This window comes from Paenibacillus sp. A3M_27_13 (assembly GCF_024213315.1).
Classification (GTDB): Bacteria; Bacillota; Bacilli; order Paenibacillales; family Paenibacillaceae; genus Paenibacillus; species Paenibacillus polymyxa_B.
In genome coordinates this window covers 516,996-543,276 of the sequence record NZ_JANAVE010000002.1, presented here as the reverse complement: position 1 = coordinate 543,276, position 26,281 = coordinate 516,996, and the positions used below count along the sequence as shown (strand labels likewise).

Here is a 26,281-nt window from a genome sequence, read left to right as displayed (position 1 = left end):
TTGTCATTGACTCTTTGGAGCCAATATCATAATCATGCTGCGTCCTTCGAGCTTGGGTTGGCGCTCCACGGTACAAAGATCAGCAACTTCCAATTTCACACGTTCGAGAATTTTTTGACCCACATTAGCATGAGTAATTTCACGACCGCGGAAACGAACGGAGCATTTCACCTTGTCCCCTTCATTCAGGAACTTCACCACATTGCGAAACTTGGTTTGGTAGTCATGTTCCTCGATGTTGGAACGGAACCATACCTCTTTGATGTCAACGATCTTCTGGTTTTTACGGGCTTCCTTTTCTTTCTTCTGTTGCTCATAGCGGAATTTTCCGTAATCCATAATCCGACATACGGGCGGCTTCGCTTGAGGCGCCACGTTCACGAGATCCAAGTTTGCGTCAATCGCCATTTGCAAAGCTTCACGCGTCGGTGTAATCCCGATTTGTTCCCCATTCGCACCAACTAGACGTACTTCTCTCACCCGAATCTCATCATTGATCATATGTTCCTTACTAATAACCCTCCACCTCCAGAACCTGTTATTGTTGTATTGTGTTTAAGCACAAAAAAGGGATGACGACTACACAGCCGACATCCCTGTCTGATACTCAATTCATCATGAAAGTTCAATTCACAAATCATTGGATCATGACCAGCCGGCAATACCGGGCAGGTGAGAAGTCGGACCTTCTACTTGTTAATCCATCTTTTCAATTAACATACTCGAATATCTTATCACGGTGCAATCGAGGTGTCAACCCTTTAATGAAAAATGAATGACACCGATCTTCAGTCCTATTTCACCGTCCAATTAACCTTGCTTACTTTGAACCTCTTCCAAGCGAACGACACGCGTATGCTGGGTATGGCTCCATTGCTTATTGTTCTGTGTAAAGAACGCATAGACCGTAATCGGATACCACGAAATCGCATAGATCGGGAACAGCAATAAGTACAGATATACTTTTTTGAATGTGACCTTTTCCAAAATCATTGCGATCACAAAAGTAGCAACATTCAGACCAATAGCTATAACACCAGTCCAAGCTGGTAACTGTACATAGATGTTCTCGATATTAGGTCCACCAAAGAAGGCGATATCTATCCACATCGCTACTGTCATCAAGAAGGTGAGCAGTACGATATACACGTTCAGACCATAAAGAGCCATATCGAATTTAATCAGGCTTCTATGCTTGATACTTTGCCACAGCAACGGGAAGAAATAACGACGAGCAACAGTGAAGTGACCTTGCATCCAGCGCAGACGCTGTCTTGACGAGGCCTTGAATGTCAACGGCTTTTCATCATATACCTTGGCATCGTAATTAAATCTTGGATATACGTTGCACTGTGTGCAGCGCATGGTGAATTCCAAATCCTCTACCAGACTTGTCGCACCCCAGCCCATTTCCTTAAGCAGATTTGTTTCAAAGCACATGCCTGTACCACCGAGGAAATTAGCCATGTTCAGATTGTGACGTGACAGCTGCCACAAACGGTTGATGTACCAATAAGATACCCCGTATGCCGCTGTAATCCAAGAATCCTCAGGATTCTTAGTATCAATGTACCCCTGAATAACACGGGCACCTGTACACAGATCATTGTTCATTTCACTCAAGAAATTGGTATGCGCCAAATTGTCAGCATCAAACATGACAATAGCATCATATTGGCGCGGCATAGCCCATAATTCCTTGAGCATCCACTCAATAGCGTAGCCTTTACCACGCAGATTCGGATTCGTACGTTCACAAGCATTCATGCCGTGAGCGCGAACGATGTCCGCAGTCTTATCTGTACAGTTATCACAGATTACGAACACATCGTAAAGTTCCTTCGGATAATCAAGTTGCTTCAAATTTTCCATCAATGCTCCGACAACCTGTTCTTCATTGTGGGCAGCGACTAAAATGGCAAATGATTTTTCTGGAGCCGCGTGCTCTTTCCTTTTCTTGCGAACCAATCCGAACAAGGAGAATGCAAACTGATAGACTGCGATCACCGCCAGTATGATCTGGAGCGTCACGAAAATAGCGTCTAACATGATCTCTTGTTACCCCCTTTTTATACCCCTTAAAATCTTGCGTTTGTTTGTTTTCTATCTGTGTAGCGCAAGTTGCGGCGCTTTGCGCGCCTTTTCTGTAGTTTTTGACCCGACCCTTGCTTTCTTCATTGGCTGTGCGCAGCCCCCTTTTGGCTGACACAGGAATGCCATTACGATTTTCGTTGGTTTTCAATCTTTTGTCAAAGCCCTTAAACTGGTCTCAGCAGCAAAAAAACACAACAAACTCCCGTTTGAACCGGGAATGCGGCGCTGGGCTTCTCATTCATGACGCTTAGGTCTTATTTTCATCCATTTGCTAACTTTTTATTTCTTTGGTCCCTCCTTTTTGTGGGCCAATTAGCAACCACTTCTAAACACTCTATCTTATTAGACGGATGAACGCAAAGAAAGTTATACAATTCGGCTTATATTCCATTAACATTTTTGTGTAGAATTGAACCAAGTAATTTATGAATCTTTAGTGATTCTTGAAATGAACAGCGTTTAAAAATATGATGAGAGCAAGAGAATAATTACTTATGGTCTGATTATGTCAAAATGACTCAAAATATTTGCCGACTGACCTGAACCGGCAACCGGAGGAAACCAAATGCAACGTCTAGTCGTAAAACTTGTAAATCTGGAGCAGCAGTTGTTCAAATGGATCAACGGACGCTTACACAACCGTTTTTTGAACTTCTGGCTTTATTATCTCACACATTTAGGTGGGGCTACCTTTACTATAGCCTCCACACTCCTTATTTGGTGGCTCGCTCCGAATCCGTGGAAAGATTCCGGTATGAAGGGAGCCATCGCTCTCGGGGTCAGTCACATCCCCGTAGCTATCGTTAAAAGGCTGTATCCGCGGATTCGCCCGTATTTGGCGCTACCAGGTACAAATACATTCCGCAACCCCTTGTCGGACCATTCTTTTCCCTCAGGGCACACGACCGCTATTTTTTCAGCTACCGTGCCTTTTATGCTACAGTCACCGATGCTAACACTGTTGCTGTTGCCTGTAGCGACAATTGTAGGTTTTTCTCGGATTTATCTGGGTCTCCACTACCCAACGGATGTACTCGCAGGAGCGGTCATCGGAACGTCTGCAGCAATAGGAACGGTTGCATTCTGGCCTTAAAGCCGATATGGTATGATTGAGAACATCCCAGCAGGAACAGGTGAAATGAGAGTGGCTAAAAAACGAGTGTTATTATTATCGGAAGGTTTCGGTGCCGGACATACTCAAGCTGCCTACGCGCTCTCAAGCAGTTTGCGGAAGCTTTCTCCGAATGTGCAGACAAGAGTGCTGGAGCTGGGGAGTTTTTTGAATCCAAGAATGGCCCCGCTTATTATTACAGCATACAAGAAGACTGTTGTATCGCAGCCTCGCCTAGTCGGATTGGTTTACCGTCATCAGTACAAAAAATCATTAAACCGTCTTACAACGCTCGCTTTGCACCGTCTGTTCTACACGCAGACCCGAAACATTCTCCGGCAGCTTCGTCCCGATTTGGTGGTATGTACTCACCCCATCCCAAGCGCGGTAATTTCACGTTTGAAGCGCTTAGGTTTACATGTTCCGCTTTGTACTGTCATTACAGACTACGATGCACATGGAACATGGATTAGTCCCGAGGTTGACCGGTACTTTGTATCTACGCCTGAAGTCATGCGTAAGCTGCGCGCGCGCGGAGTACCCGTCTCGAAAATCCAGGTGACCGGCATTCCCGTTCATCCAAATTTTTGGGAACATCCTGGGCACGATGAAATTAGAGAACAATTTGGACTTAAACCCATCCCGACCGTACTCGTTATGGGTGGCGGCTGGGGCCTTATGAATGACGAAGTCATACATCGTTCGCTTACTCAGTGGAGAGAAAACATTCAATTTATTTTTTGTTTGGGGCATAATGATAAAATTCGTCGTAAAATGCAATTGGATCCTAGGTTTAATCATCCAAATATTCATATCTTCGGATTTACACGGGAAATCGACAAATTAATGGAGGTATCGAATCTGCTCATCACCAAACCCGGCGGAATGACATGCACCGAGGGATTGGCCAAAGGGATTCCGATGCTGTTTCACAAACCTCTCCCTGGACAGGAGGAGGAAAATTGTCAATACTTTACGGCTCAAGGCTTCGGAGAACCGATTACTTCGCTGGATGTTGTCGTTAAATGGATGAACCGACTGCTACACGATTTTCCAGAAATCGTCCGCAAGCGACAGGAGCACGTCCATAATGTAGCGCGATATTATCCTCTTCAGAGCGCACAGAGTATTCTGGATATACTGGAACCGAACAGGGTGCTTTCCTAAAAGGAAGCACCCTGTCTTATTTTATCCGTTTGATCTGTTTTTATTTCCCATACTTTTCGAGACGTGTTTTTCCGTACTCTTCCAAAGCATCTTTGCCGATCAGCACCTCGACTCGATGAATATTCATACCTTTGCCCATGAACTTTTGTTCATATTCCGTCATGACATGCTCTTCGTTGATCCCCTCACGATGAAGGTTTAACGAAATATTCGTCATCTGCAAACCGCTATCGGCAAACGAATTCAGAGAAAACTCAAACAGTGTCTCCGAATCGGTCTTAAAATGAATTTGTCCTTTGCTGTTCAAAAGCTGACGGTACTTGTCCAAAAAACGCGGATGCGTCAAACGACGACGTGCATGCTTGGCTTTAGGCCAGGGATCACTAAAATTCAGATAAATGCGTTCAATCTCTCCTGGTTCAAAAACATTCTCGATCTGTTCAATGTTTGCCAGTGCCAATTTGATATTAGGCGGCGTATCAACCTCTGAATTACTCCAGGCCAGACGAGACTTTTCTGTTGCACGGCGAACCAGCTCATCATACATATCAAAGCCAATATAGTTAACCTCCGGATTCCGGAAGCTCATTTGGCTTATAAATTGCCCTTTACCCATACCGAATTCCACATGAATGGGACGATCATTACCAAAAACCTGCTGCCATTTCCCCTTATACTGTGCCGGCTCCAAGATGACTAGATCCTGCTGTTCTTCCAGACTTTCCCGTATTCCTTTTCTTCCGCGTAAACGCATGTTACTCCTCCATATACTCTGTTATCAAGGAAAAAGGAATTTCACCCCCGCTTGAAGATACGGAAATGAAATTCCTTTTTCAATATATTTGGATTGGGGTCCAACTAATTTAATTGTTCATAGTCTACCCCATCAGCAGGTGAAAAATCAATTGTCTTTTGGCAAGCCGCTCTGATTTTTTGACGTGCGGTCGTTCCAATCTGACGATCCTGCCCAAAACGGACACCAGTCAATGCCAACGCCTCATCAAAGGTTAACTCAACAGTAACTTTATCCATACGCGTCTTATCCTGCGCATTCATAAAAGATCACCTCACGGGTTATTTGTGATGGAACCGACGTGCACTTACCCTAAAACAGGCGATAGAAACAGCATAGCTGCCTCCCTGAAGAATAATCATTAGCAACGGATAACTTTTATCTTCAGGATCGAAAACAGTCCTTTTATTGTATGTCTGGTACCGCTTACAATATAACACATTGTGTAACCTTTTTCAATCCGCAACGCCATAAAATCCGCACATTTTATTGACTTGTTCGGTCAAATGATTCCCAATGAAGACTGATTTTTGTTACAATAGGGTGATCGTAAAAAAAGGAGTACACCCATGAAAACAGATTTATTGCCTGCTCCTCTCCTGTGGGGAGATAAACGGTTCCATACTTGGAATTACGAAATGCGTGAGCAATTTCAAAATAAAGTGTTCAAAGTCATGCTGGATGCGGGTTTTACCTGTCCGAATCGCGATGGTTCCATCGCTAAAGGGGGTTGCACCTTTTGTAGCGCACGCGGATCGGGTGATTTTGCTGGGCGTCGTCGTGATGATCTGGTCACCCAGTTCAATACGATTCGGGATCGGCAGCATCTAAAATGGCCAAACGCCAAATATATTGGCTATTTCCAAGCCTACACTAATACGTATGCTCCCGTTGAGGAACTGCGAGAATACTTTGAGGTTATTCTGGAGCAGCCAGGCGTTGTCGGTCTGTCCATCGCTACACGTCCTGATTGCCTGCCTGACGATGTAGTGGATTACCTTGCCGAGCTAAACGAACGCACGTACCTGTGGGTTGAAATGGGTCTGCAAACTGTCCATGAATCGACCTCAGAGCTGATTAACCGTGCTCATGATACTCAATGCTATCTGGATGCGGTGGAAAAGCTGCGCAAGCGGAATATCCGCGTGTGCGCCCACATTATTTATGGTCTGCCCCAAGAGACGCATGAAATGATGCTCGATACGGGACGTGCAGTAGCGGCTATGGATGTGCAGGGCATCAAAATCCACCTGCTGCATCTCATGCGCAAAACGCCCATGGTCAAGCAGTATGAAGCGGGATTGCTACGCTTTCTGGAAAAGGACGAATACGTTAAGCTGATAGTTGATACGCTGGAGATTTTACCTCCCGAAATGATCGTTCATCGGTTAACCGGAGATGCCCCACGCGATTTGCTAGTGGGACCCATGTGGTCGCTTAAAAAATGGGAAGTGCTTAATGCCATCGATCATGAACTGAAGTCACGTGAAACGTGGCAGGGAAAATACTGGAGGCAACCTTAAATGGGGTTCCTATCCGTCCTGAGCTACGCTCATCAATTGGTGGCTGCGCGGGTGCAGCCAGGTGATACTGCTATAGATGCCACCGTCGGCACAGGAGCAGATACGTTGTTTCTGGCAAAAGCTGCTGGCAAACGGGGCCGTGTCTATGGCTTCGACATCCAGCAAGAAGCACTGCATTGCGCCCGTCGTCGACTGGAAGAAAACGCTTCGCCTTCATTAGCAGAAGTATCGCTACTGCTACAAGGTCACGAGCAAATGCGGGAGGCCGTTCCAGACATGCTGCATGGCAAAGTCGCTGCGGTCATGTTTAACCTCGGCTACTTGCCTTCCGAAGGCGCCGATCCTACTGTCATCACCCATACAGACAGTACGCTCGTCGCACTTGATGCTGCCTTACAATTGCTGCGACCACGCGGCATTCTGACTGCCGTACTCTATCCAGGGCATGCTGGAGGCAGCGAAGAAGCAGAAGCCGTCCTTCAATGGGCTTCAGCTCTCCCGGTCTCCAGCAGTCAAAGCATTATTTATCGTCAATTACAACGAGCCGCTTCGCCTTACGTAGTGGCGGTTGAGAAGAAATAATGTCGGATTTTAAACTCAGGTTATGAGCGGCTTTTTTAGCCGCCTTACATATATCATTTTTCAAACTCGTTTGGGCTCTATTCATCCCAGTTTATTGCCCCAGCGGCACGTTATTGATTTCCCTATTCTGTTAGGTCGCACTCATTACTCATTATGGAGGAGAGAAATTATGCTAAAGCCATACCCGCTGCAATTTCAACCTGAGTTCAAAGAGAGAGTTTGGGGAGGACGGGCCTTAGAGCAATTTGGTCTAACCCCACCAGAAGGACATATCGGTGAAGGATGGATGATTGCCGATCATCCAAACGGAACAACAACGGTCATCAATGGTGAGCTGGCAGGCAAAGGACTGGATGAAATCCGCGAGACCTACGGGCAGGATTGGCTCGGGGCCAAGGGTGTATCGGAAAAAGGCGGACGATTTCCACTTTTGATTAAACTACTGGATTGTAATGATGACTTATCCGTTCAGGTGCATCCGACAGATGATTACGCAGGACTTCCAGCCGGAGAATTAGGGAAAACTGAAATGTGGTACGTGCTTGATGCCAAGCCAGATGCCAAGATTATTTATGGTCTGACCGAAGGTGTAACTCGCGAGAGTCTGCGCACAGCTCTTGAAAGTGGGGACATCCTCGGCAGTTTGCGCCAGGTTCCAGTCGAAGCAGGCGATACGTTCTTCATTCCCGCCGGAACCGTACATGCACTGTGTGCAGGCGTTGTCGTTGCTGAAATCCAGCAAAATTCGGATACTACCTATCGCTTATATGACTACAATCGCCCCGGACTAGACGGCAAGCCTCGTGAGTTGCATATCGAGGATTCCCTCAATGTAACCTCCTACGAGGGTGCAGGTGCAACAACGATGAAAACGGACGGCTTACAGCCTGGAAAATGGCTCCAGCTGGCTGCCTGTGAGTATTTTGTTGTAGAAAAGGGTATCGTAGATGGAAGTTGGGCACTTTCTACAACGGAAGACAGCTTCACCATTCTCGTGATTTGTGAAGGCAGTGGGACCATAACATGGAACAATAATACCGAGTCTCTTTCCTGTAAAGCTGGAGATTGCTTCCTGTTGCCTGCTAACCTGAGCGGTTACACGCTGAATGACGGAATGACCGTACTTAGATCTTATCTTCCTTAAAGCTTAAAGGATGTGATGTCTAATTATGCGGGAATACACCTTCACCATCGCTGAAAATGACGGAACAGAGCTTTTTGCCTACCGCTGGCTGCCTGATCAGAATTTGCCCATTAAGGGGATTGTTCAAATTTCGCATGGTATGTGCGAGACATCCTATCGCTACATTCGACTGGCCGAAAAGCTTACTGGTTGCGGTTATGGTGTGTATGCCAACGATCATATCGGTCACGGGCGCACGGCTGGTGATCCTGATAAGCTGGGTATGCCGGGAGCTAATGCGTTTAATCGAATGGCAAACGGCATGCTGGAGCTAGGCGAAATTGCGGCTAAGGAATTCCCTGATCAGTCTCGTTTTTTGCTGGGTCACAGCATGGGGTCCTTTTTAACCCAGAAAATTATGTATGATGATAGGCAAACGTATCACGGGTTTATTTTATCGGGAACCAACGGACGACGTGGTCTCCTAAAGCTCGGAGAGCAAGTTGCTCTACTGCAAGCCAAGCTGCAAGGAATGGATCATCGCAGCATGCTGCTCAACGCTATGGTCTTTGGCGGCTTTAACCGCGCCTTTCGTCCAGTGCGTACGGCGTTTGACTGGCTGTCCCGTGATCCTGAGGAAGTAGATCAGTTCGTACATGACCCATTATGTGGAGCTATTTGCACGACAGGCTTTTTTCTGGATTTTTTCAGGCTATTGCAAGAAATCCACTGGCCTTCCTCGCTGAAACACATCAATCCCAAGCTACCAGTTTATATTTTTGCTGGGGATCGTGATCCAGTGGGTTTATTCGGTAAGGGTGTGTTGTCACTAGTGGAAATGTATCGAAGCCTAGAGCTTCAGGACATCGAATATCGCCTCTATCCTGACGGTCGCCATGAGATGCTTCATGAAACAAACCGCGACGAGGTGATGAGTGACATCGTGGACTGGCTCGACCGTCATGTTAACACAGAGGTGACCTCTGTTTCCGCATTGTCTGGAGACTCCGAGGCACCCGGACAATCAACTTCGCCCAAGTCATCAGCCTTGTGAGGAAATAAGAAAAGAAACCTTTAAAACCACGATTAAAGTGGGATTGAAGGTTTCTTTTTAATTCCTTTATATTTCATTCGGGTATAATTTTAAAAATCACCATGCATTTCGTTCTCTCAAGGAAGTAATATGAGCTGTATGATGTTTGCCATGCCAGGCATAGATGCCGATGTTTCGTTCCAGGCGGATCGTCTGGCCCGATTCAGGATGAATAAACGATCGGTGTAGCTGATCTTCTCCCAACGATCGCAACACGGTCACCCACCGTTCATGCAGTCCTTCTAGCAATTGCAACGAGGGTTCCAGTGGAAGCTCCCTGGCGTCTGGTATTTCGGCCCAACGCCCCTCATCATATGGCTTGATCGTAGGTGTATCCTCCGTCAGTGCCAGCTTAAAACGGATATAGCTGTTCATATGGCTGTCTGCCACATGATGAACTACCTGCCGAATCGTCCAGCCCCCTTCGCGATAAGGCGTATTTAGCTGCTGCTCATTCAGTCCTTCGACCGCCTGACGTAGTTGTGCAGGCAATTCAGCAATATCGTGAATCCATGCGATAAGCTGTTCTTCTGTAATGGTATCTGGAACAACGAATGATCCTATCGGATAGCGCAAGTCTTTATCCAAAACAGTTCCCGCCCTTCTCTACATCTACTCCCTGTCATATCAGTTGCCTTATGTTATAACTATGCAGGAAAAAAAGCAGACTCGCAAGAGTCTGCTTTTGTCATACACGTAAAGAGAAGATCCACTTACCTTTATTTTATCCTTCCAGTAACAATGATTCTGGATCTTCCAGCAATTCTTTAACCGTTACCAGGAAACGAACCGCCTCACTACCATCAATAATCCGGTGATCGTAGGACAACGCGATATACATCATCGGACGATTTTCCATGCGTTCCTCGTCGATGGCAATCGGGCGAAGTTGGATTTTATGCATTCCCAAAATACCCACTTGCGGCGTATTGAGAATTGGCGTAGACAGCAGGGAGCCGAAAATACCTCCATTGGTTATAGTAAACGTTCCTCCTTGCAAGTCGGCCAGAGAAAGCAAATTGGAGCGAGCTTTGCCAGCCAAATCTGCAATGCTCTTCTCGATCTCAGCAAAGCCGAGACGATCAGCATCCCTTACAACTGGCACGACCAAACCTTCCTTGGCAGATACAGCGATCCCGATATCATAGTATTTTTTCAGTACGATATCATCGCCATTAATTTCTGCATTCACGGTAGGGAAGCGCTTGAGTGCACCAACCACTGCCTTTGTAAAGAAGGACATAAAACCCAAGCCTACATCATGTTTTTCCTTAAACTTATCTTTACGGCGTTTACGCACATCGAGAATGGCAGTCATATCCACTTCATTAAAAGTGGTGAGCATGGCAGCTGTTTGCTGTGCTTCAACAAGACGCTTAGCGATCGTCGCTCTGCGTCGAGACATCCGCTGGCGTTCCACAGGCTTGCTGTACTCCGTTTGTGCTGGAGACGGAGGCGCAGGCTTGCTAGTAGCGGGAGACGTAGGTACAGATGCTGCACGTGACACTTCAGCGCTGTTATGCGTTTTTACGTCCTCCTGGAAAACACGTCCGAGCGGGTCCTTTCCCTGTACCTGTTCAAGATCAATCCCGCGCTCACGCGCCAACTTCCGGGCGGATGGTGATGCCGTCTGGCCATTCCCGTCGCCATTCGATGAAATAGGCGGTGCAGACTTTTCTTCTGCTTTAACGCCGCCTCCTACGGAAGACGGTGAAGTCGCTACGGACGGTGCTTCAGGCGCTTGAGTCGCTGCAACTTCTCCAGCACCGGTTGATTCCGCATCACCACTGCCGCTTCCGATCAAGCCAACAGCTTCACCGATGACCACAGTATCTCCCTCCTGACGAAGGATTTTCTGGACCACACCTGCTTCTTCCGCACTAATTTCCAGATTGACCTTATCGGTTTCCAGCTCCAGTAGAACATCTCCCTGTCCTACGGAATCCCCTTCCTTCACAAGCCATTTGGAGATTGTTCCTTCCGTGATGGATTCTCCCATTGCTGGCACTATAATATCGCTCACAGCCGCTACCTCCCAAGTGTAATATTGTTTTTGGAATCCTGCTTCAACGCCGATTGAATAATTCGCTGTTGTTCTAGGCTGTGTACTTGCTGATAACCGCTGGCCGGGCTTGAACGATCTGGTCTGCCTGCGTAACGAATTTCCGCTCCCTGTGGCACTACATTCCGCAGACGAGGTTCAATGTAACTCCAAGCCCCCATATTTTTAGGTTCTTCCTGAGCCCATACGAACTCCTTAACATGCGGGAAGCGGCCGAAAATATTCCGAATTTCCTCTTCCGGGAAAGGGTATAGCTGCTCCACACGAATAATATGCAGACGCTCTTCTGCCTCATTCTTATCCTTTTCCAATGCTTCTTCGAGATCAATGGCAATCTTGCCACTGCACAGTACAATGCGCTCTACACGATCCGGACGTGCCCCCAGACCAGGCTGTTCCAACACAGGACGGAACGCTCCTTCGCTGAATTCAGAAGCAGGCGAAGCGACACGATTATTACGAATCAGGCTCTTCGGCGACATCATCACAAGTGGACGGGCTTCCTCACTTTCGCTTAATGCAGCCTGACGGCGCAGCAGATGGAAATACTGAGAGGCACTGCTCAAATTAGCGACAGTCCAGTTATTTTGTGCGGACAACTGGAGAAAACGCTCCAGACGTGCGCTCGTGTGCTCTGGTCCTTGTCCTTCGCTACCATGCGGTAACAGCATCACCAGACTCGATTTCTGTCTCCATTTAGCACGGCCCGCAGAAATGAATTGGTCAAAAATAACCTGTGCACAGTTGGCAAAATCGCCGAATTGCGCTTCCCAAATCACTAACGTTTCAGGAGAATACACGTTATAGCCGTATTCAAAGCCGAGGACAGATGCCTCAGACAATGGACTGTTATGAATACTGAACGAAGCACGTGCTTCCGGCAAAGTATGCAACGGGCAATGTGTACGGCCTGTTTCAGGCTCATGCAGCACGAGGTTACGGTGAGCAAATGTAGCTCGCTCCGCATCCTGACCTGTCATACGAATAGGCTTGCCGTCTGCGAGAATGGTGGCCAAAGCCAGCGTCTCCGCCAAGCTCCAATCTACCTTTTCTCCCTCGTTCAGAGCGGTTTTTCTACGCTGTAAAATTCGATCCAGCTTCGGATATACATGAAAAGCCTGTGGCCATTTGAGCAAGTTTTCATTGATTTGGCGCAGCTTTTTCAATTCCACTGCAGTACGTACCATAGAACTCTGATTCTTTTTCGCCTTCACAGGAGTCATTTCCGGCTCTTGTTCCGGTTGATTCTTCACATGCTCATGCGCTTCCTTCAGTCTGGTTTGGACCTTTTCAATAAGGCCAGCACTAAACGCTTCATCCACAATTCCCTGCTTCATCAGTTTTTGAGCATACAATTTGCTCACCGTCGGATGATTCTTCACCTTACGATATACCAGCGGTTGTGTTGTTTCCGGGTCATCGGATTCATTGTGACCATAACGACGGTAACCAATCAGATCAATCAGAAAATCCTTCTTGAAACGATTGCGGTATTCGCCAGCCATACGAGCTGCTGCAATACAAGCTTCGGGATTATCCGCGTTCACATGCACAATTGGAATTTCATAGCCTTTAGCCAGATCACTGGCATAACGGGTCGAACGGGAATCGACACTTTCCGTCGTAAAACCCAGACGATTATTCACAATAATATGGACCGTGCCGCCATTACGGAAGCCACGCAAATTGGTGAAATTAAGTGATTCTGCCACGATACCTTCACCTGGGAAAGCCGCATCACCGTGCATAATAATTGTAGCTGCCTTGCTCACATCCAGCTTCGGATAACCAGCCTCACTGCGGTCTTCCTGTGCAGCTCGTGAAAATCCTTGTACCACTGGATTCACATATTCCAGGTGACTTGGGTTATTCGCCAATGTCAGACGGGCCTGCACCGCTCCCCCATCTTTTACAAAACGATCAGCACCCAGATGATATTTCACATCGCCAGTCCAGCCGTAGTTAATTCCTGTGGAACCTTCCGACGGGATCAAATCTTTATTCGGCGAATGATGAAATTCAGAGAAAATTTTACTGTAAGGTTTGCCCAGCACATGAGCCAGTACATTCAAACGGCCGCGATGCGCCATACCCATCAGAACATGACTTGCTCCTGCATTTGTGGTTAGACGAATAATCTCGTCGAGTACAGGGACAAGCACATCATTACCCTCAATGGAAAAACGTTTCTGTCCGACGAATGTTCTATGCAAAAACTCTTCGAACTGTTCTACTTCTACCAATCTGCCCAGCAACGACTTGCGTTCCTGTGTTGTGAGTGGCTTGGAGGACCAGCCGGATTCTGCATAGCTGTTCAGCCAGCGGCGTTCCTCCTCGTTATGAATATGACTAAATTCATAGGCAATCGGACCCGTGTATGCTACACGTAACCGTTGAATGGCTTCCCATCCGTTAAGTGTTCCCGCAGGAGCGTTATCCCATATTAAAGAGGCTGGAAAAGCCTTTAAGTCTTGTTCAGTTAAACCGTAAGATGCTGGATTAAGCAGGCGTGTATCCTGCTCTGCATCCAGTTCCAGCGGATCGATTTGGGCGGCTAAATGTCCGTATTCACGGATATTCCACACCATTTTCCCCGCTGTAACCGCTTTCTGCAATGTGTTCGAATCAAGGTGCCCCAAAGCACTTGTGGGGGGGCCTTGCAATTTGTTGTCTATCATGGAAGCAGCCGAGTATTCGGATTGTGGCGGCTCACCCCATTGATCAAACAGCTCGCGGTAAGCCGGATCAACTGTTCCGGGGTCCGCTACATACTTTTCATACTGGTCCTGCACATAACCTAGATTAGGTCCGTAATACGCCTGCCAAGGTACCTGTCTGCTGCTCTCTTCCATTGTCATCTCGTTCCCTCCGTCAAATTTTGAAATTCATAGCTGGACGGAAATCATTTTCATTTTTTTATTAAGTCTTCAATTTAAGTTGTTCACAATATGCTCACATTATATGAAATCCTTCATCAAAAGTCGAATTTCACAATTCTTATTCCTCTTCCATTGTATAAAGTTTTCTAGCTATGAGCATTTCCTTTTTCTCAACATATCCATGCGTAAATGAGATGAATCGGGCTATTCTGTAATTCTCCCTCCCATTATAGACAATTACCGTATGGATTATTTCAGACAACATATCGGACAATTAAAAGAGGCCATTCCACAAAAAGAAGAAAAGCTTTGACTGGTATAAAAAAGTAATCACTACAAATGGCGAGGATTTAGCTTCATTAAGATTGAAGACTGACACCCATTTGTGAGTCAGACTCAAACACCTGGCAACTTAAATAACCAGCCGTCAGATATCAACCGACGGCTGGTTATTTAAGTTTATGTTGCTCCTCATACTACGCCAAACCATTTTGAAAACAACTTCCCAGTCCACCCCAATATGATTACGTTAACAGCAGAATTTAAAAGGTAGAGGGTCCGATACGATGCAAATTCAAACTTAAAGTGACATTAAAGTCACTTTTCTGTACAATATTCCTACTTTTCACTATTATTTTACTTAGGCATCTAAAAACCGCTTTGAAAGCGAAAGGGATGGAACTGTGACTGGATTAAAACAAGTACTCAGAAACAAGAATTATGTCAGGTTTTTTCTGGCAACCTTCGCCTCACAAATGGGAGGAATTATCGGGGTTACTGCATTCATGTTTTATTTGTTGAAACGGTTTACAAATCAGCCATACTATGCAACGCTTGCCGAGTTAATGTATTCGCTTCCGATGCTGGTAGTATTTCTCGTGGTTGGAGTGCTAGCAGATCGGATGGACCGACAAAAAATTGCTGTTAATTGTGACTGGATCAGCGCTTTTTTATCCTTATGTTTGCTTATTTTTATTTGGGTCGATTCGATTCCTTTGATATTTGCCCTCCTCTTCATCCGTAGTGCTGCCTCCAAATTTTTCTTCCCAGCCGAAAGTGCCATTATACAGGGGATATTAAACGAAGATGATTACACCATTGCCGCAGGCCTCAATCAAATGATGGGGAGTCTTTTCATGTTATTTGGAGGAACTCTAGGGGCCGTCGTCTACTGGCACTTTGGAATTACTGGAGCCATCCTAATTGATGCTATTTCTTTTATTGTGTCTGCACTGCTTATTCGTTCCTGCAAAATTCCAAAGGAAGTACGCCTTCCGAACGGGGCACATCAATTCAAACAATTAAAATTCAAACTTGTCATGATCGATTTTAAACAAGGGTTTCTTTACATATTACGCAACAGACTATTGCTTTGGTTGGTTTCAGGCTTTTTTATGTTCGGTATTTTAAATGGTGGTTTTAGCGTTTTACCGATGTTTATTCTTAAATATAAGCTAGCTCCAGACAACTATGAGCAGTATATGGTTTGGACAGGTATTATTTTTGGAGCTGGTGTGTTGCTTGGTACCCTAATCGCTTCTCTCATCTCCGCCAAGCTAAAGCTACACCAAATGATTGCAGCGGGAGTTCTGGTAGCCGGAATAGGTATGTGCACACTTGGATTTGTCAACCACCTCTATGCTTTTCTGATTATCAATTTTGTCATTGCACTGATACTTCCGTTCATTAACATTGGCATAGGAGGATGGCTTCCTCGTATTGTAGATCCTCAAATGATGGGACGTGTGCAAGGTTTAATTAATCCGTTAATGATGCTGTCCCAGTCTCTTACATTAGGTTTCATTGCTTTAAGCTTCCCTTCATTTATTCCAATTGAGCTCTTGTTTTTATTAGTTGGGGTCTGTACCGTTATTGTAGGAATATACTACACTATTGTGCTTCCCCGTTATGCTGATTACAGCACTTCTTCCAAGACCCTTCAGGAATCTTTATAGTCAAATTAAAAAAGTCAAACAGCAGACCATTCCGCCAGGGATTGTTGAGTTGCCACTTCTGCCTCCGAATCCAATGCAGAGGTGGCTTTATCCATATCTCCCCTCAGATGCTCGACAAGTACATACAATTATGGTAGATACAAAAGTTAAGAGGTCAAAAACAGAGATCATAGGAGCTAACCATGCAAAGCAAAAAAGTGCTTATACCCGTTGCATTACTTCTTTTAATACAGTTAAGTGTTCCTATCTTCTATACCTTTGCACAGGATAACCTTGTCATAGATCATGAAACGAAAGAGAGAATCAAAGAACAATATGGCTTGGATGAACCGGAATTTCCTTCATCAAAGCAGCAGCAAAACATATTATTGGGAGGTGATTTTGGATTTACTCCCTCTGGTGATGCTGTTGTGGTGGAATTGACCATATTGATTCGGTATCCGCTCATTTTTATCAGTCAACAACTGGTACATTCACTGAAATCATAATTTTTTTCTACAAGTTCCATGATATAGAGCATAAAAATCATTTATTTCGTAGCAAGTTGTCTGCCACTTGGGGTCACTTCATCCTTCTTATTGAAAAGGTTTAATTCAATGGGTCCCCTACCATGTAGCCACAGCAGTTCATCGAATAAAAATGTCAGTCCATCCTTAGCGCGTAAGCGTTCGATGATCTCCGTGACAACTTGCATAACTTCCCCTTGTACACCCTCTGCCAGTTGCAATCCTCCGCTCTCTCCATCTAGGTAAAGATGCGTATGATATGATTGCTCCACCTTCTTCACATGACGCAAACACAGTATGCCATTTTCGAGGTAAAAGAAGTATTGATGGTCATACAGAATTCCTTCGCATATTTCATACATATGAGGTAAATCATATGGCCCCTGAACCATGGATACCCGTTCCAATCCCATTACCCATTCTGTCATATATCCTCGCTCCATTCCTTTGTTCAAAGTTTCTTATTTGCCAATATACTTTCTTCTACAGGTAGTTTTTCAAACTAGGTGGTTGAACGATAATTAATTGCTAATTGTAAAACGTTTTGGTACGATAAGCATATTACTACGACGTTCACAAATAACATTTCAATAAACCAAATGCACATTACAGTGTTATTTTTGTTGTTTTCAGAATACATCGAACAGTGTTTATTGTCAATACTTTGATGTTGCTTTTTAACACTATAGAATGCATTTAGCTGGAGGAAAATATGATAAAGATTCATCTTTCCCGTATTATGGGCGAAAAACGAATAAATATTGCTGAGCTTTCCCGCATGACTGGATTACATAGAAACGGAATCACCAAACTTTACAACGAAGAAACAGACGGTGTGAAATTTGATACGCTAGATAAAATCTGTAAAGCTCTAGACTGCCATGTTCAAGATGTTATCGAGTATGTAGAGGATGATACAGACTAGATCCCTTCCGTTTATTTCCCCCTCCTCACGCATTTATTTGTTTAGAATTATCAAAATAGTAACTGTTGCTAATTTTAAATCATTTTGATACTATGAAGGCATTAAATTAGTTTACTTATAATCTTGTTAACTAGATTACTTATTTACAAATATATATCCCTAACCTACACTTGTCAACTAGTTTACTTGATTACTTTTGGAGGAATTGTTGTGATTAGATTTTCTCTTGATAAAATTATGAAAGACCGTGGACTAGAACAGAAAGATATTGTTTCTATTACGGGAATTAATAGGAACACGGTTAAAGCTTTGGCCTCCAACGCAAACGCCCGAATTGACTTTCCAACCTTGAATACACTTTGTAGAACCCTTGGCGTACTCCCTGGTGAACTGATCGAATACTTGCCAGAAGACGAAGAAGAGAGCCGTTAACTTGCTTACGGCTCTCAGTTCTTTATATAATATTTAAAATGCTTTTTTACCGATCTTCCCACTCAATTAGATTCGAACATCGTAATCCCTTCCTATCCGTGATTTCAAATAAACTCTTCCCATGTATGATAAATGTCAAATAAAGCATTAGGGTTACGTTTTCCCTTTAATACTGCAAACATTTTATTCGATGCAATCCTGCTCACATCCATTTCTTGTTCCTGAATCCAATAATAACTGGGCGATTAACGCTAATATAAGAGCTTTGGTTTAAAAATAACTCCCCAATCCAACCCACTGTGATTAATTTTTTACAGTCTCTCCTACTCATTTCAGAGTATTCTTTCATGACAAAAGGTGGTTGCATTAATTTATAGTTCACTTATATATTTCCCTCCTTTCACTCCTTTTTTATCCTGTATAAACTTGTACAGTCGATACAGTATCACAACTCCTCTTAAACCCATAGAAAAGAAAAACCACACAGAATTATTCCATGTGGTTGGAGTGCAAACTCACTATTAAAGAATCATCTTAGACCGAATAATAAAATCGGAACATGTTTTTGCTCTCAATTAACATTATTATTTCCTATTACCTTGAAGATTCTTTACAGTTCCAGCAAGGGCCTGATAGTGATTAATAATTGAGTTATTTTGAGGATTAGAAGCAAAACTGTTAGAGATTTGATAAGGTTCTCTATTAAAATTACTAATTCCACCTATATTTTTAATAGAAGGACCATAATTTTGATCGTAATACCACTCACCGTCTAACGTATGGATAAAAAATTCTCCTAAGAAATAGCTTGATAACAGAACGTTTTCCTCCGTCGGTTCTGAACTTAGCAAAGCTTCGATGGTTTTTAATGAATTTTCATCTTTAAAGTTCAGATTATTTACCTCGACAAATTTCTGTAGCTTCTCAAACCATCCTTTATCTAAAAAGTTAGCAGGAGGAAGCGTATCTTTAGGCACATTCTCTTCAAACCATTTTAGAGCACACTGATCAATAATCTTTTCTAGGGTGATAAATATATCTCGTAATGACTCTTCATCCTCATAATAATGAAATTTCTCCATCTCTGATCCATCAATGAAAAAAAAACTATTAACTGATTCGGACTCAGTCATAAAAGTAATGCGTATTGCATTCTCTGTCCAATAACTTTTATCGATTTGGATTGTTTCCTTAAATCCATTGACTACTCTTGTAAAAAACCAAGTATTATTTAAATGCTCATAAGCAAAGTTTAAAGCAGCCAATTTCTTCCCGATGGTTTGTTTAATAATCTTTGATATTTTCATACAACATTCTCCTTAGAAAATCATTAGTACTTGTTGGACTAAGCTTCAAAAAAGAAACCACATGTAAGAGGTTTTTACATGTGGTTAATATAATTTTTGCAATTTTCGTTATATTATTTATAAAAAATCTTACTATTTTAAATATATTTCTCCCACGTCTGATAAATGTCGAATAGAGCATTAGGATTACGCTCACCGTCTAAAACCAGATACATTTCATTCGTTACGATCATGATCACATCCATATCTTTTTGCCTAGTCAAACCAGTGATAACAGGGCGATTTACGCTAATATAAGACTTTGGTTTAAAAATAATACCCCAGTCCAACCCACTATGATTACTTTTTACAACTTCCCCTAAATAAATTCCGATGTCTAGTGTAAAAGCTTTGGATTGGGTACTAACCTTTTTGTCATTAATATATTCTTTCATCCATTTAGAAGATTTTGAATACTCCTCTTTTAATTCTGATGTACTTTTATTCTGAATCTGTACATTTGCTAGATACCAATCCCAAATATCTATAAGCGAACGATCACTATAATCCAGATGTATCTGTGAAAATGCACCAAGTTGCTCTAAACGCGAAGGTATTTGTTGTTTAAACCAATCAAAATGTTCTTTCGCTTCTTTTTTATTCATTTCTGAGTATTCTTTCATCTCAAAAGGTGGTTGCATTAATTTATAGTCCATTTTACTTGGCCTCCTATTTATATACCTTCTCAATTATATATTTAATACCGTTTGCATCGAGCATGTCTAACAAAGGTTTAGTTGCTCCTACTTTCCCCGTAATGCCACTCTTATAAAAATGCCAAACTGCTCCCTTAATTTTTCTCGTCTGAATAAGCTCTATATCTTTTTGAATCTGTTTTTTTGCAAATGAAGTCAGTGATGTGTATCCGACTTTACTTTCATGAGCTATCCCATCCTTCATGACATCGATATATCGTCTTCCTAGTGACGTGCTAAAAAATACTTGCGTTTGATTGGAGGCAAGTGATTTTGCTAAATACTGTTCACCAGCCTTTCCTCCTTCAAAGCCTAGTTCAATTGCTGTTTGTTTAGTAAATAAACGTGAGACTCTTGATACAAGCGATTTACCTATGGAGGTTCCACCTTTAATAATGAAACCATCTACACCGGCACTAATTATGGTATCCATAATAAACTCAGAAGTATAATCTTCTCTTGCATTTGCATCAGCACGAATTAATTCATTATACGACACTATATCTTTGGAGTTATTCGGATCGACATAATATCTTTCTTCATCTAATCGAGCATTCGCCCATTGAGAGTTACCTTTTGATCCGTGTTCCATAACATGCATAAGATAATTGTAATAATTTTGACTAAATACATGGTCTTGTCCACTTGGATCAGTAAATATTAGCGGGTTATTTGTTACATAGGTATACAAATTTAAACTTAATGGTTTTTCTGTTTCTCCTTCATATAGATCCTCATTAATAAACCTTCCACTATCAGGATCATACCATCTAGCGCGCAGGTATTGTAATTCCGTTGTATCATCCCATAATTCGCCAGAGTAACGGAATGGATTGTGAACTTTCTCTTCCTTGACCTCTTCATTGCCCCAGATATCATATTGATATTGATTCAGCAAGGCTCCAGATGAATCTCTGATTTCAATAATATCTCCGTGACCATTATAGACGGGATAGGCTTCTGTTTGATCCGCATAGGCTATAGCCTCTAATTTCAGACCGCGAATATAATTGGCTTTTAAAACAGGTTTTCCATTTTCAATCGTAGCCTCTGCTATGATTTGGGCACTGTTTCCATCGTAGTAGTATCGGGTATGAGCGCCATCCTGTATACGGTCTGTCAGCAATCCATCCCCGTTGTATCGGTACTCTACGAGTTTTCCGTCAACCTTGACTTGAGTCAAACGGTTCTGATCGTCAAAGCTGTTCTCACGTTGCTTAGTGTGAGGAGGTCTCTCCGTTTCCATCGTAAGACGATTCCCTCTGGCATCATACGAATAAGCATCTTGATTTTCGGTGGAGGTAGCAATCCGATTCAGCTTATCGTACGTAAAGGCATCCTCTACACCATTTTGAGTGCGTTTCGTGATATTTTTACCTGGATCGTAGCTATATTGAAAGCTATTCGTTTCCGCATCAGAGCGCGTGTGCTTTAATTCAACCAACTCAATGCCATTATATTGATTTTGCTGACGATAACCATTTGCAGATACTGTTGAATCCAGCAATCCATTTTTGGTATAGGTATATTCCGAAACAGGCTTATCTTTTGTGCTGCCTACGGTCTTCAGTCTGTTCAATTGATCATACGTGTAGTTTACTTGCTCGCCAAATGGTCCTGTCATTTCAGCTCGATTCCCATTAGCATCATACTGATTGGAGAGCTTTAGACCATCCGGGTAAGACAAGGTATCTAATTGCTCCGTATACGGATCATACGCATAGGATGTTGTACCCGTCTGATCTGTCATACTTAGGCGTTTGCCCGCAGCATCATATACGTAGCTGACCGTCTCATCTTTTCCTACACGCGACTTCAAGCGATTACGGCTGTCATATTCAAATGAAGTGACGTTCCCGTTGCGGTCTATTTTCTTGGATAAGTTCCCGTTGGTATCAAAATAACGCTTCTCAACCTGGTTTTTCTCATCCTTGGTTTGAATCACTCTGCCCAATTCATCATACGCCTTTAATTTGGCATGACCATCCGGATACGTGATCTGAGTGAGATTCCCCAGCATATCATATGTGTACTTCGTCGTTTCACCGTTTGGCTCCGTCACAGATGTTTGGTCACCCAAGGCATTATATGAAAATTGAGTCTCATTACCATTGGCATCGGTTTGTTTTAAAATCTGATCGTTTACAGCATCATACTCTACTTTGGAAGTTATTTTCTCAATACCGTCCATTGCTGATTTTTCTTTGTTTTGCACCAGACGATTCCATTTATCGTAGATTTGAATTTGTTCATTAAGCTCGCCATCTCGTTGAGTTACTTGACGAAGAGCATCATTATACTCGACTACTGCTTGTGATCCGTCCGCGTAGGCTGTTGACGTTGTACGGCTCCAAGCGTCATAGCCATAACGTGTCAGGTGCCCAAGCGCATCTTCACTGGATACTAATCTGCCATTAGCGTCATAAGCTGATTTGGACTTAATCACGTAATCGTTACCTTCATACAGCCCTGACTCGATATTCCAACCCAAAGCATTGTAACGTGTTTTTGTTCGTATCCCCAGCTCATTCGTAACCGTTACGGTGTTCTCAAGATCATCGTAGGCAACACGGATACTTTTACCGTCCGGATAGGTTACAGCCTTTACGCGATCAAGAGCATCGTATTGATACCCAGTTTTCTGACCTTTCCCATCCAGCGAGGAAGTTATTAAACCAGTTGACTTATCATACTCTGACTGAATGGTTACAATAGATTTTTCTCCATCAATATTTGTAACCCCTACAGTTTGTTGCGTAGGAAAAGCATAATCGTAGGCTGGGCTGTAATCCGTTGTTGTGGTCACGGACTTGTTACCATTTGCAATCGTCTGAATCTTTGTATTTCCGTAAGCATCGTAAACTGCGTAATTTACTTTTTGTAGTAATTCTCCCCCGGAATGATCTTTGTAGACGCTGACCTGCGATACTTTCCCCTGTGGGTTTCGAATGTACTCTGTAACTCCAGTGCTGTTGGAATCAATCGGTTCCGTAACTGTTTTAATCCTATGCTTGTCGTCATACGTGTACGTAGTTTGTGAACCTTTTTCATCCACTGAGCTTGTCATATTACCGTAATCATCATATTCAGCAGTCGTTGTCAAAACGTCTCCGTTTTGATTATTGCTGGACGAAGTACGGGTTGGAACAGGTACGATATAGGGTTTGCCTGTCACCTGCTTGCCGTATTGATAAGCTGTGCTCTTTTCAGAATCTCCTGCTTTAACCACAGATTGATCTAGGTAATACTGTGGTGGCGTGTCTGCACTAATAAACTTTTTAGTGTAATTGAAGGTCGAACGAACTGATCCATTGTCTGTTACAGTAGAGAACGAAGTATCTTTCACATAGCTCTCAGCCATATCAGAATTATAATGAATCGTTTCCTGATTATAGTTTTCTGTTTGATTATTTTGATATGTGATTTGATCTACACGTGAGACTGCTCTATATGCCTCGTTTACCGAATTGGAGCCAATATAGCGTTTTACTGGCTGGTCTTCATAAGTATACAAAGTAGAGGCTCCAGTAGGATGAAATACTTTGGTTAACAAAGCGTACGGATTAGAGATTTGTCTTTCTGGATGTGACGCGCTCAAATTAAACTTGGCAGGTGCCAATGTATAGGAATATGTCGTTTTTCTGCCTTCGGCATCTGTCACTGAATCCAGCAATTCAACACCTTGTTCTGTATGTTTATGATAGACAACTGTGCGGTTTCCTTTAGACAAAGTAACGTCTGTAGCCGTATATTGAATATCAATCGAGTTGCCGATCGCGTCTTCTACCTTACTAAGCAATTTGCGTTTATAAGTAGCATTGAGTTCATAATTGAACTTTATCGTGTTATGATATGCATCTTCAATTTGCAGCAACTGCCCATCTTTGGAGAAATATTGTTTTTTCGTTCCATCCACAGAAGTTAATACATAGGATGAATTTTCTCCATTAACTGTTACTGAAGTATCAGGAGTAAAGGTGAGTCCTTTCCAGTCGTAACCTTTGAGCTGGTAACCCTCAATTTCATAGCTGCCACCATCCCCCAAGTGTATGTACTGCTTGCCCTCTTTGGTTTCTACATAAGGTAAATTCCAGGACCACCCCTTGCCAAGAGGATTCAATTGATCTTCTAAGGCAGGATAGGTACGGTTTTGAAAGATAAATGAAGGTTGATAGGCTACAATCTCGGCAAAAACGGTAGCATCCGCATCTGCTGCAATATAATATTTATTCCCATCGTCACTCGGAATTTCAGTCTGAGGATTGCTGTTAATTAAATCCCTGTAATGTTCAGCCTCAGCAATAGTTGTAAATAGTGCTGTCTGTCGGCGAACAGCCGTTTCGAGACCCTCTGAGACAATCGTTTCAATTTGCGGCGATCCTTCCATGGTAAAAGCTGTTCTTGTCCTTCCACCTTTTCCATTACTTGTCCACTCGCTATAACCAATATCGCTTGTATAACCGGGCTTAGTAACGGTTCCGCTATAATCTTGTCTCCATTCTCGGGTATCAGATCCTGGTTTCGAAACAGCACCTTTGTAATATTTAGTTCCTGATACATAGCATATAGAATTCGCTCTAGAACTATCATAACTTGGACAAGTCGAAGAATAATAAGTGTTGTAAGCATAAAGTGTTCCACTAAATCCATTGGCTGAAGAGTAATATTTTGAATTACCACAAGTTGTGATGCTATTACCAGAATAATATCCTTGGGAGTTGTAAGATCCCATACTAAAAAAACTACACGAGTCAAGGGCCCCCATAGAAACAGGCTGAGAATCACTCCCAGAAATAACATAAGGTGAACCACTTGGCACTAGAGTCCCTTTAAACCCATGATGATCATATTTAATGGAACTAACAAAATCATTTCTAGATGTACTTCTTCTATAATCTTTCTCTGTTCTGGATTCTGAGGGTGTAGTATAAGTTACTTTTTGTCCCGCCGCTTGACTAGCAGCTTCATAAGTCGTATATGTGCCTATAACTTTTGTTTCTGGCTGAAGATTATAGGTATTAACATCAACATTCCCATCACCGTCTGTATCCTCTTGTACCCATCTTTTTTGCTGATAGGCTACCATGTACGACTTGGTAATAGGTTTCATCATCGCCTTAAAGTAGACATAATAGTTTTGCACAGCAGCACTGTTGTCGACAATTTCAGCGCCTTTGTCAAAAAATTGAGCACGATTTGTATCATATTGACGCGTCAATGAAAAGCCCAGTCCGTTTCGTCCAGGCAGAGTTAAATCTGTGTTTTGCAGCGATAAACTACCTGATAAAGTGGATATCGATTCTTTATCATCGCCAACAGAATAAGGTGCTTCATTAAAAGAAGATTTATTGTAAACGGGCGCTTCCTCTCTAATAGGTGGAAGCTGTGGCACATTCGCCATGAGATTTAGTTTCAGGAAATCCGTCTTATATACATCTTCAGTGACTTTGTTCGTAGGAACAGGATCATCATTTGGATAAACATCATCTGTAACACTATGAGAAATCAGGTTATCTAGTGGAGCATCCGATAGCTTATTATATACGTCACTTGTTACAGTCTGTGATTGGTTTTCCTCTGAAGGAAATAACGAAGCTACTGCCTGCTCGTAGCTTATATGATCCTGTTCAGCGATATATAACGCTGTATAAATTTGATTTAATGAATATCCTTTTCTTAATTGTTCCGAAAGAAAAGATGATGTGACTCCAAATCGGGCAGCCATTTGATCCGCCGAATATTGCGAACTGTCATTTCCTGCACCGAACACATTTGGAGGAACAATACCGCTAATCGTACTGAAAATAAATGTGATAATCATGATCATTGCTATATGACGTCTTATTGTTCTAAATCGCAAGTTTTTTCTCTCCATTTCCGACTTGAAATTGAGTTACATACATCCATTTTTAACATTATTGCTAAACTCCGAATAGTTACCAGCCGCATCCTTGGCTTTAACTGTAAACATATATATTTTCTGAGGTCTAACTGG

The 26,281-nt window shown here is 43.1% G+C and carries 22 protein-coding genes; 10 read left to right on the top strand and 12 right to left on the bottom strand.

Features of this window, described 5'->3' with window-relative positions:
• Positions 1-3: 3 nt before the first annotated feature.
• Together infC and NLX82_RS08960 are read right to left on the bottom strand one after the other, a co-directional pair.
• Complete coding sequence (gene infC, locus NLX82_RS08965) at positions 4-501, bottom strand: translation initiation factor IF-3 (protein WP_013309378.1); 498 nt, start codon at positions 499-501, stop codon at positions 4-6.
• A 309-nt stretch (positions 502-810) separates the two neighbouring features.
• Positions 811-2,049 (bottom strand): glycosyltransferase family 2 protein, encoded by a 1,239-nt coding sequence (locus tag NLX82_RS08960; RefSeq protein WP_023987754.1) that lies wholly within the window; start codon positions 2,047-2,049, stop codon positions 811-813.
• A gap of 610 nt (positions 2,050-2,659) precedes the next feature.
• Between NLX82_RS08960 and NLX82_RS08955 the strand changes: the two genes are divergently transcribed.
• Positions 2,660-3,187 (top strand): phosphatase PAP2 family protein, encoded by a 528-nt coding sequence (locus NLX82_RS08955; RefSeq protein ID WP_013309376.1) that lies wholly within the window; start codon positions 2,660-2,662, stop codon positions 3,185-3,187.
• Between the two features lie 51 nt (positions 3,188-3,238).
• On the top strand, positions 3,239-4,372 hold the full coding sequence (locus tag NLX82_RS08950; RefSeq protein WP_023987753.1) for an MGDG synthase family glycosyltransferase: 1,134 nt from the start codon (positions 3,239-3,241) through the stop codon (positions 4,370-4,372).
• A gap of 40 nt (positions 4,373-4,412) precedes the next feature.
• Here the strand turns inward: NLX82_RS08950 and trmB are convergent, their stop codons facing one another.
• The gene (gene trmB / locus NLX82_RS08945) at positions 4,413-5,126 is read right to left on the bottom strand and encodes a tRNA (guanosine(46)-N7)-methyltransferase TrmB (RefSeq protein ID WP_023987752.1); all 714 of its coding nucleotides are present in this window, start codon (positions 5,124-5,126) and stop codon (positions 4,413-4,415) included.
• 104 nt (positions 5,127-5,230) lie between these two features.
• On the bottom strand, positions 5,231-5,428 hold the full coding sequence (locus NLX82_RS08940; protein WP_013309373.1) for a hypothetical protein: 198 nt from the start codon (positions 5,426-5,428) through the stop codon (positions 5,231-5,233).
• A gap of 306 nt (positions 5,429-5,734) precedes the next feature.
• On the opposite strand from NLX82_RS08940, the gene mnmL reads away from it, so the two are divergent.
• The 4 genes from mnmL to NLX82_RS08920 all read left to right on the top strand — a co-directional run bounded on the left by mnmL (position 5,735) and on the right by NLX82_RS08920 (position 9,447).
• Positions 5,735-6,688, top strand: coding sequence for a tRNA modification radical SAM protein MnmL/YtqA (mnmL, locus tag NLX82_RS08935; RefSeq protein ID WP_028542970.1), 954 nt, complete (start codon positions 5,735-5,737; stop codon positions 6,686-6,688).
• Positions 6,689-7,270, top strand: a complete 582-nt coding sequence (gene mnmM, locus NLX82_RS08930) for a tRNA 5-(aminomethyl)-2-thiouridylate-methyltransferase MnmM (RefSeq protein WP_023987750.1) — start codon at positions 6,689-6,691, stop codon at positions 7,268-7,270.
• Between the two features lie 169 nt (positions 7,271-7,439).
• Positions 7,440-8,414 carry a type I phosphomannose isomerase catalytic subunit gene (locus tag NLX82_RS08925; protein ID WP_023987749.1) on the top strand — a complete coding sequence of 325 codons (975 nt, stop codon included), beginning with the start codon at positions 7,440-7,442 and terminating at the stop codon, positions 8,412-8,414.
• A 25-nt stretch (positions 8,415-8,439) separates the two neighbouring features.
• Positions 8,440-9,447: an alpha/beta fold hydrolase gene (locus tag NLX82_RS08920; RefSeq protein WP_254347850.1), complete on the top strand. Its 1,008-nt coding sequence runs from the start codon at positions 8,440-8,442 to the stop codon at positions 9,445-9,447.
• A gap of 96 nt (positions 9,448-9,543) precedes the next feature.
• On the opposite strand, the gene NLX82_RS08915 is transcribed toward NLX82_RS08920, so the two are convergent.
• From NLX82_RS08915 to NLX82_RS08905, 3 genes are all read right to left on the bottom strand, one after another.
• Positions 9,544-10,074 (bottom strand): YfiT family bacillithiol transferase, encoded by a 531-nt coding sequence (locus tag NLX82_RS08915; protein WP_053324956.1) that lies wholly within the window; start codon positions 10,072-10,074, stop codon positions 9,544-9,546.
• A gap of 136 nt (positions 10,075-10,210) precedes the next feature.
• Positions 10,211-11,509 carry a 2-oxoglutarate dehydrogenase complex dihydrolipoyllysine-residue succinyltransferase gene (gene odhB / locus NLX82_RS08910; RefSeq protein WP_254347849.1) on the bottom strand — a complete coding sequence of 433 codons (1,299 nt, stop codon included), beginning with the start codon at positions 11,507-11,509 and terminating at the stop codon, positions 10,211-10,213.
• A 5-nt stretch (positions 11,510-11,514) separates the two neighbouring features.
• Positions 11,515-14,406 carry a 2-oxoglutarate dehydrogenase E1 component gene (locus NLX82_RS08905; protein ID WP_254347847.1) on the bottom strand — a complete coding sequence of 964 codons (2,892 nt, stop codon included), beginning with the start codon at positions 14,404-14,406 and terminating at the stop codon, positions 11,515-11,517.
• A gap of 704 nt (positions 14,407-15,110) precedes the next feature.
• Between NLX82_RS08905 and NLX82_RS08900 the strand changes: the two genes are divergently transcribed.
• Positions 15,111-16,382, top strand: coding sequence for an MFS transporter (locus NLX82_RS08900; RefSeq protein WP_254347845.1), 1,272 nt, complete (start codon positions 15,111-15,113; stop codon positions 16,380-16,382).
• A 182-nt stretch (positions 16,383-16,564) separates the two neighbouring features.
• Entirely contained in the window at positions 16,565-16,870 is a 306-nt protein-coding gene (locus NLX82_RS08895; protein WP_076158061.1) for a hypothetical protein, read from the top strand.
• Positions 16,871-16,911: 41 nt separating this feature from the next.
• Here NLX82_RS08895 and NLX82_RS08890 read toward each other — a convergent pair whose 3' ends face one another.
• The gene (locus tag NLX82_RS08890; protein ID WP_076158064.1) at positions 16,912-17,316 is read right to left on the bottom strand and encodes a hypothetical protein; all 405 of its coding nucleotides are present in this window, start codon (positions 17,314-17,316) and stop codon (positions 16,912-16,914) included.
• 284 nt (positions 17,317-17,600) lie between these two features.
• Between NLX82_RS08890 and NLX82_RS08885 the strand changes: the two genes are divergently transcribed.
• Together NLX82_RS08885 and NLX82_RS08880 are read left to right on the top strand one after the other, a co-directional pair.
• On the top strand, positions 17,601-17,813 hold the full coding sequence (locus NLX82_RS08885; protein ID WP_023987741.1) for a helix-turn-helix domain-containing protein: 213 nt from the start codon (positions 17,601-17,603) through the stop codon (positions 17,811-17,813).
• 210 nt (positions 17,814-18,023) lie between these two features.
• Positions 18,024-18,245, top strand: a complete 222-nt coding sequence (locus NLX82_RS08880; protein WP_069080680.1) for a helix-turn-helix domain-containing protein — start codon at positions 18,024-18,026, stop codon at positions 18,243-18,245.
• A 202-nt stretch (positions 18,246-18,447) separates the two neighbouring features.
• On the opposite strand, the gene NLX82_RS08875 is transcribed toward NLX82_RS08880, so the two are convergent.
• The 4 genes from NLX82_RS08875 to NLX82_RS08860 all read right to left on the bottom strand — a co-directional run bounded on the left by NLX82_RS08875 (position 18,448) and on the right by NLX82_RS08860 (position 26,161).
• Positions 18,448-18,627: a hypothetical protein gene (locus NLX82_RS08875; protein ID WP_254347844.1), complete on the bottom strand. Its 180-nt coding sequence runs from the start codon at positions 18,625-18,627 to the stop codon at positions 18,448-18,450.
• A 202-nt stretch (positions 18,628-18,829) separates the two neighbouring features.
• Positions 18,830-19,552, bottom strand: coding sequence for a hypothetical protein (locus tag NLX82_RS08870; protein WP_069080682.1), 723 nt, complete (start codon positions 19,550-19,552; stop codon positions 18,830-18,832).
• A 137-nt stretch (positions 19,553-19,689) separates the two neighbouring features.
• On the bottom strand, positions 19,690-20,247 hold the full coding sequence (locus NLX82_RS08865) for a hypothetical protein (RefSeq protein ID WP_069080683.1): 558 nt from the start codon (positions 20,245-20,247) through the stop codon (positions 19,690-19,692).
• Between the two features lie 13 nt (positions 20,248-20,260).
• Complete coding sequence (locus tag NLX82_RS08860) at positions 20,261-26,161, bottom strand: RHS repeat-associated core domain-containing protein (RefSeq protein WP_254347831.1); 5,901 nt, start codon at positions 26,159-26,161, stop codon at positions 20,261-20,263.
• Positions 26,162-26,281: the final 120 nt, after the last annotated feature.